Annotated in this window: 6 protein-coding genes and 1 pseudogene; 6 read left to right on the top strand and 1 reads right to left on the bottom strand. The window is 71.4% G+C overall.

Going from position 1 to position 7,319, the window contains the following annotated elements; translation table 11 throughout:
• The 6 genes and pseudogenes from WH85_RS51990 to WH85_RS45510 form a co-directional block, all read left to right on the top strand.
• Positions 1 to 301: pseudogene (locus tag WH85_RS51990) on the top strand (right-handed parallel beta-helix repeat-containing protein); the annotation flags it as partial.
• Between the two features lie 58 nt (positions 302 to 359).
• A complete protein-coding gene (locus WH85_RS45530) occupies positions 360 to 1,913 on the top strand; it encodes a glycosyltransferase family 39 protein (protein WP_045748459.1) in 1,554 nt (517 codons plus the stop codon).
• Complete coding sequence (locus tag WH85_RS45525; RefSeq protein ID WP_211275658.1) at positions 1,913 to 3,607, top strand: glycosyltransferase family 2 protein; 1,695 nt, start codon at positions 1,913 to 1,915, stop codon at positions 3,605 to 3,607. The genes WH85_RS45530 and WH85_RS45525 overlap by 1 nt, the downstream gene beginning before the upstream one ends.
• Positions 3,604 to 4,611: a glycoside hydrolase family 26 protein gene (locus WH85_RS45520; RefSeq protein ID WP_045748458.1), complete on the top strand. Its 1,008-nt coding sequence runs from the start codon at positions 3,604 to 3,606 to the stop codon at positions 4,609 to 4,611. Before WH85_RS45525 ends, WH85_RS45520 begins: the two co-directional genes overlap by 4 nt.
• 31 nt (positions 4,612 to 4,642) lie before the next feature.
• Positions 4,643 to 5,926, top strand: coding sequence for a type VII secretion protein EccE (locus WH85_RS45515; RefSeq protein ID WP_245674386.1), 1,284 nt, complete (start codon positions 4,643 to 4,645; stop codon positions 5,924 to 5,926).
• On the top strand, positions 5,923 to 6,984 hold the full coding sequence (locus WH85_RS45510) for a hypothetical protein (RefSeq protein ID WP_157411644.1): 1,062 nt from the start codon (positions 5,923 to 5,925) through the stop codon (positions 6,982 to 6,984). Before WH85_RS45515 ends, WH85_RS45510 begins: the two co-directional genes overlap by 4 nt.
• A 23-nt stretch (positions 6,985 to 7,007) precedes the next feature.
• On the opposite strand, the gene WH85_RS51985 is transcribed toward WH85_RS45510, so the two are convergent.
• Positions 7,008 to 7,319, bottom strand: a 312-nt coding sequence (locus WH85_RS51985) for a hypothetical protein (RefSeq protein ID WP_045748457.1), incomplete at its 5' end; no start/stop codon positions are given.

Here is a 7,319-nt window from a genome sequence, read left to right as displayed (position 1 = left end):
CTCCCGCTTCGCCAAGACCCTCGAATTCGAGAACTACGGACCCGACGAACTCGTCATGATCGCCGGACGCATCGCCCGCACCGACGACTACACCTTCGCCCCGGGTCTGAGTGACGCACTCCACGAGTACTTCTCTCAACTCGAGCGAGACCGTAATTTCGGTAACGCCCGAGAGGCCCGCAAGCTGCTGGAAGGGATGCGGAAGGCGCAGTCCGGCCGGCTGCGCGGGCTGGGCCGGATGCCGAGCCGCGAGGATCTCTGCACCCTGGTGCTGGACGATCTGCTGATCGCCATCCGGTGACCCGGGACAGCACGGCCGGCACCACAACGTACGAGAACCGAGTTCAGGACGCCGAGGGATGATGCGCGCGACAAGCACTGATCAAACGGCGATCATCATCCGGGTCACCGACGAACCGGAGAAGCCCGAGGAGGCCGGCGCCGCCTGGACGCCGTCGCCGGAGGACCTGCCGGCCGCGCCGGAACCCCTCGCCAACCCGCGCCTCAAGGCGCTCTCCTGGGTGCTCCCGATGGTGGTCGCCACCGGCCTGGGCCTCTGGAACCTGGCCACCCCCGGTCTCAGCGAGGAGGAGCTGGCCACCTGGGGCATGGTCACCGCGAGCTGGGGCGACTTCCGCAGCGTACTGACCAACGCGGACGGGACCGTCGCACCGTGGTACATGCTGCTGCGGCTCTGGGCCTCGATCGCCGGCGACACCGACCTGGTGCTGCGACTGCCCTCGGTGCTGTTCGGGGCGGGCGCGGCCGCGGCGGTCGCCCTCCTCGGCACCCGGATCGCCGGGCTGCGCGTCGGCCTGGCCTCGGGACTGCTGCTGTCGCTGCTGCCGGGCTTCTCGCGGTACGCGCAGGACACCCAGCCGTACACCCTGACGATGCTGGCGGCGGCCTGGTCGACCTACATGGCGGTGGACCTGGCCGAGAAACCGCGCCGCCGGACCTACGTCGGGTACGCGTTCTCCGTCCTGCTGCTCGGACTGGCCCACCCGGCCGCCCTGCTGATGCTCGTGGCGCACCTGCTGCTGATCGCGCGGGTACGGCGTACCCCCAGGGCGGTCCTCTCCTGGCTGGGTACCGCCCTGCTCGGCTCCGCACCGCTCTGGCCCCTGCTCTACCTCGGATACCTGCAGCGCAGCGCGCTCTCCTGGATCCCGCCGCTGAGCCTGGACCGGGTCGCCACCACCCCGGACCGGCTGTTCGGGGCCACCATCATCGCCGGTGCCGTGATCGCGCTGGCGCTGACCGCCCTGTCGGTCCGCACCACCGCCCACGCCCTGACGCTGTGGGCCCTGGTCCCGGTGGCGGTGCTGGCCGCCGTCTCGGTCCTCGTCCCGCTCTGGGTGCCGCGGTACCTGATGTTCGTGCTGCCCGCCTGGGCCCTGCTCGCCGGCCTGGCGCTGCGCCGGCTCACCCTGATGCGGGGGCTGCTCGCGGTCCTCGGCATCGCCGCGCTGGCCGTCCCGGCGCACACCGCCCAGCGGACCGTGGCCGGTCACGACATCGCCAGCCGGGACGTCGCCGAGGTGATCCGGGCGAACCAGGCGAAGGGCGACGCGGTGCTGTTCGGCCCGTACGCCGACAACGACCAGCTGACCGGCCGGGACTCGTTCCGGCGGTACCTGGCGGCGGACAGCCGGCCGGACGACAAGCTGCTCGTGCAGGCGCCGCGCACCCAGGGCAGCGTCAGTGCCCAGGAGTGCCCGGACATCGAGGTCCCGCAGTGCTTCGGCAAACCGGCCCGGGTCTGGGTGGTCCGCAAGGGCAGCCACACCGACATCCTGGAGGACATCGGTGACGCCAAGAACGCGCTGCTGCGCACCGACTTCGTGCAGTCCGACATCTGGCCGTTGAAGGGCTTCACCGTGGCCCTCTACACCCGCAAGCCGGCCGCCTGATGTCGTCGGCCGAGGAGACCGCCGTCATCCCCGTGGTGACGACCGGCGAACGCCCCCTGACCCTCAACGACGTCGTCCCGTCGCAGCGCGGGATGCCGCGCAAGGAGTGGCCGGCCGCGCGGGCGGTCGGTGTCGCACCGCAGCGGCGGACGTCCGCGCCGCTGATGCCGCCGCCCACCGACGCGGAGACCCTGCTCTACGGCAAACGCCGGCTGTGGGTGCTGACCGGCGCCTCGCTGATCAGTTTCTGCACGCTGATGGTCAGCCAGACGCTGTTCCTGCGCATGTCGCCGTGGCTGTTCCTGCTGGTCCCGGCGTTCGTCTTCACGGTCGCGTACTACCTGATCTCACTGGCGGTCAACGGCGGGACGCCCGGTTTCGACATGGCGAAGCACCGGCGGCTGGTCGAGAACTGGAAACCCGGGCAGTACCCGTCGGTCGACGTGTTCCTGCCGGTCTGCGGCGAGGCCCTCGACGTGCTGGAGAACACCTGGCGGCACGTCGACATGATGGCCGACCACTACCCCGGCCGGGTCTGCGTGTACGTGCTCGACGACTCGGCGTCGACCGAACGGCAGGAGCTGGCCCTCGGCTTCGGGTTCGTCTACCAGCGGCGGCCGAACCGGGGGTGGTTCAAGAAGGCCGGGAACATGCGGTACGCGTACCACCGCACCCTCGGTGACATGGTCCTGGTGCTGGACGCCGACTTCACGCCCCGCGCCGACATGCTGGACCAGATGCTGCCGTACTTCGACGAGTTCCCGGACGTCGGCATCCTGCAGTCGCCGCAGTATTTCCGGGTCACCAAGGGCCAGGGCTGGCTGGAACGCGGCGCGGCCGCCGTGCAGGAGCTGTTCTACCGTTCGGTGCAGGTGTCCCGGCAGCACCACGAGGCGGCCATCTGCGTCGGCAGCTGCGCGATCTACCGCCGGGCGGCGCTGGACGCGATCGGCGGGTCGACGCTGATCGAGCACTCCGAGGACGTGCACACCGGCTTCGACATGCGCCGCAAGGGCTGGGTCCTGCGCTACATCCCGGTGCCGCTGGCCGTCGGGCTGTGCCCGGCCGACCTGAACTCGTTCTACACCCAGCAGTACCGCTGGTGTGCCGGGTCGATGAGCCTGCTCGGATCGACGAAGTTCTGGAACCTGCAGATGGGGTTCCGGCAGCGCCTGTCGTACGTCTCCGGCTTCTGCTACTACGCGCACACCGCGCTGTTCACCTTCGTCAGCCCGCTGGTGCCGATCGTGATGCTGCTGTTCTTCCCGCAGTTCGTGAAGCTGGAGCACTACCTGCTGATCGTGCCGAGCATCGTCTACAACTTCGTGGTGTTCCCGCTCTGGCACCGGACCCAGTTCCGGTTCGAGACGTGGACGGTGAAGCTGGTCTACGGCTGGGCGCACGCGTTCGCCATCTGGGACCTGCTGCGCGGCCAGCCGATGGGCTGGCAGCCGACCGGTGCGACCGGCAAGAAGTCGAAGACCCGGCGCCTGCGGATCGGCCTGGCGGTGTGGAGTCTGGGCACCGCCGCGGTGTGGACGCTGCTGGCCGCCGAGCGGATGAGCTCGGTGGACCTGGCCACCTTCACCCCGGCGTTCCTGGCCGGCACCATCTATCTGGCCACCGTGCTGCAGGTCCTGCTGGTCGACCCGGTCCGTGACATCCCGGCGAGCATGAGGAGTGCCGACGCATGAGAACCCCGCACCTTCTCCTGGCGATGTCGGTCTTCGTGGCCAGTGTGTTCGGGTACGCCGCGTTCGGTCCGGAGAAGTCGACGGCCGCCGGGCACAACACGGCCGCCGCCTCGCAGGCTCCCAGCGCCGGACCGTCGGTCTCCGCGCCGCCGGCCGTCTACGACGTGTCCCACCTGATCAAGCCGGACCACAACTACCTGGGTACGGCGATCAACGGCGCGCCGCAGGACATGAGCCGCATCGACGCGTTCGCGAAGCGGATCGGGCAGAAGCCCAACATGATCACGATCTACGAGAGCTTCGACGACGACTTCGCGGCCTCCGAGGTCCGCGACATCTACCAGTACGGTGCGCTGCCGATCGTCCGCTGGGAGCCGTTCAAGCAGGAACTCAAGGACATCGCCGCGGGCGAGCACGACGAATACCTGACGAAGTTCGCCAGTGACGTGAAGCAGCTGAACGTGCCGATCGCCCTGACCATCGCGCACGAGATGAACGGTCACTGGTACCCGTGGGGCACCCAGAAGGCCAAGGCGAAGGACTTCGTCGCCGCGTGGAAACACATCCACGACATCTACCAGCAGGTCGGCGCGACGAACGTGATCTGGACCTGGACCCCGAACGTCACCAACTACCTGCCGGACGTGCCGCTGAAGCCGTACTGGCCGGGTGACGAGTACGTGGACTGGATCGGCATCGACGGCTACTTCACGCACAAGGGCGAACAGCACTTCAAGGCGCTGTTCCAGCCGACGATGAAGGAGATCACGCAGTTCAGCGACAAGCCGATGCTGATCGTCGAGACCGGCTCCGAGCCGGGTTCGATGCGCGCCGAGGTGGTCGACGAACTGCTGGCCCAGGTGGCGTCGAGCAAGAAGCTGATCGGATTCGTGTACTTCAACGCGCGGGGTTCCGGCGACTGGGTGCTCGACTACGACACCAAGGCGCTGAAGGTCTTCAAGACCCACCCCGCCCGGGACGACTACGCCTTCACCGTACAGTGATCGTGCCCGTGACCTGGTGGGGAGGAGTCCGGTGAGCGGAGGAGACGGTTACCCGGGGTTTGCCGCACCCCCGGTTCAGGAGTCCGCGCCGGTGGCGCCGCCGGCCACGCCCGTGCCACTGCCGGGTGCGGACGACGCCGCGGTCCGCCGGGTCCGCCGCAGCGGCCATCTCGGCCCGGTCGGCATCGGCCAGATCGTGACCGCCGAGGTCGCCTGCCTGGGCGCCGCCGCGGCCGCCTCGCAGGGCCCGGTGGCCGGCCTGATCGCCGGGACCGCCGCGGCCGGTCTGCTCGGCGTGGTCTTCGCCCGCCGGCGGGGCCGGTGGTGGCTGGAGGACCGGGTGATCGCCTGGCAGCACGGACGGCGGCGTCGCTCCGCTCCGGCCGCCGGGGGAAGCGGTCCGCTGCGCGCTCTGCACGCGGTTGCTCCGGGTCTTGCGGTACGCAACGAGTCCGCTCCCGACGGCGCCCGCGTCGGGGTGGCCCGCGACGAGGCCGGCTGGTACACGGTCGTGTCGCTGATCCCGACCGCCCCGGTGCACCAGGAGGCCGGACCGGTCCCGTTGGACACCCTGGTCGGCGTGCTGGCCGCCACCGAGCAGCCGGGGGTGGTGCTGCAGCTGGTCACGCACACCGTCCCGGCACCGGGTGCGGACGTGCACCCGTCGTCGCCGGCCGGTGCGTCGTACCGGCAGATGGCCCAGACGTTGAGCCCGGTCCCGGTTCCGGCGCACCGCGAGTCGTCGGTGTGCGTCCGGGTGGACGCCGTCGGCCTGGCCGAGGCGCTGCTCGACCACAACACCGACCCGGCCACCGCCGCGGCCCTGGTCGCCAGTCTGGGCCGCAAGGTGGCCACCAGCCTGCGCCGCCTCGGCATCGACTGCCGGGTGCTCGACGCCGACGACCTGATCGCCACGCTGGCCCGGTCCTGCGACGTGGAGCCGGGCGCGGTCACCGAGACCACCCAGGTCCGCGAGGAGTGGAACCGCTGGCACACCGCGCGGCTCGGCCACCGCACGTTCTGGCTGAAGACCTGGCCGGGCACCGCCACCGCGATCAGTGACCTGCTGACCTGGGCGGCGGCCGTCCCGGCGGCACAGACCAGCGTGTCGGTGGTGCTCGAGGCGTCCGGCGGCGACGACGTCGCGCTGCGCTGCCTGATCCGGCTGGCGACCCGGCCGGAGGACGACTTCGCGGCCCTCGAACAGCAGTTCATCGAGGGTGTCAAACGGTTCGGCGGGGAGGTGGAGCCCCTCGACGGTGAGCAGGGGCCGGCCGCCTACGCCACGGCGCCGACGGGTGGTGGTGCGGGATGACGTTTCCGGACCGGGAGGGCGCCTGGCGTCCACGTCCCGCACAGCGGCCCGAGGGTGAGCTTCCGCCGCCGCCCGCACCGGCCGCCGCCCTGCCCCCGCCGCCGTCGGTCTTCGCGCCGCGGCCGGCCGCCGAGCAGCAGCCGGCCACTCCGGCACCGCTGCCCCCGCCGGTCGTGGAGGTCGCCGCCCCGGCGCCGGTCGCCGAGCAGGCCGCCACGGCGCAGGCCCGGCGGCTCGCCGCACCCCAGTTGACCAGCGCACCGCTGGCCAACCCGACGGCGCTGACCGCCACCGAGCGGCCCGGTGGCGGCCCGCCGGCCGACGGCGGCGCGCAGGCCGGTGCCGACGTCCACGCCCGCCCCTCGGGCAAGATGTCCCGGCTGCACGTGGGCCGGCACCTGATCTCCCGGGCCACCCTGAAACGGGTCAACGTGGCCACCTCGGCCGGATCCGGCCTGATCATCGGCCGGGACCGGCAGTACGCGGCCGTCCCGCTGCGCCTGTTCGGGCCGGAGCCGGTCCGGGTGTCCGTGGTCGGCGGGGTCTGGGCCACGCACCTGATCGTCTTCCGGGCCTTCGCGCTGGGCGCCCGGGTCACCGTGGTGACGACCGAACCGCAGGCCTGGGCCGGGTTCGGCGAGCGGGCCACCGGCCTGCGGGGCCGGCTGTTCGTGCTCGGCGCCGACCAGGGCGGCCAGGTGCCGGTGCTGCCGGGCACCGCGCAGACACCGATGCTGACCGTGTACGACCTGGGGATGACCGGGCCGGCCGACACCGTGCCGCTCGGACCGTGGCGCAGCCAGCTCACCCTGCTGCGCCAGCTGGACCGTCCGGGGGTGCCGGCACTGCAGGACGCGAACATCACGCTGCTGCAGCGGCTCGGCGGCGAGGAGGCCGCACTGGCCTCGTCGGCGCTGCGCCTGCGCTCGCACAGCAGCCAGTTCATGCAGTTCATGGCGGACGACATGATCGCCCTGATCGACCAGGGCACGGACCGCTACCTCTACCTGGCGCAGACCGACGCCGAGTTCCGCGAGATCGGCACCCCCCGGCGCTGACGCCGCGGGGGTGCCGCCCTCCGTCAGTTCGTCGGCGGGGTCCAGGCCAGCTGGACCAGCCGGCTGCCGTGCTTGCGGGTGATCATCCAGGCCCGGCCGGGCGGCAGGATCTGCGGCTTGACGGTGCCGAAGAGCGGGCCCTCCTCGCGCGGACCGGACATCATGATGCCGGGTGACGCGAGTTCCCGGATCCGGGCGATGATCGGGTCGAACATCGCCCGGGACGCGCCGCCGATCCGCCGGGTGATCACCAGGTGCAGGCCGATGTCGCGGGCCTGCGGCAGGAACTCCAGCAGCGGCTGCAACGGGTTCACCGACGCCCCGGCCACCAGGTC

Origin of the sequence: Actinoplanes rectilineatus, from assembly GCF_000962825.1 — a bacterium.
GTDB classification, from domain to species: Bacteria; Actinomycetota; Actinomycetes; order Mycobacteriales; family Micromonosporaceae; genus Actinoplanes; species Actinoplanes rectilineatus.
The sequence above is the reverse complement of the archived record's forward strand: the minus strand, read 5'-3'. Positions and strand labels throughout refer to the sequence as shown.

Coding starts and splice junctions, on each gene's coding strand:
- WH85_RS45510 (WP_157411644.1), top strand. CDS start 5,923: ATGACGTTTCCGGACCGGGAGGGCGCCTGGCGTCCACGTCCCGCACAG.
- WH85_RS45525 (WP_211275658.1), top strand. CDS start 1,913: ATGTCGTCGGCCGAGGAGACCGCCGTCATCCCCGTGGTGACGACCGGC.
- WH85_RS45520 (WP_045748458.1), top strand. CDS start 3,604: ATGAGAACCCCGCACCTTCTCCTGGCGATGTCGGTCTTCGTGGCCAGT.
- WH85_RS45530 (WP_045748459.1), top strand. CDS start 360: ATGATGCGCGCGACAAGCACTGATCAAACGGCGATCATCATCCGGGTC.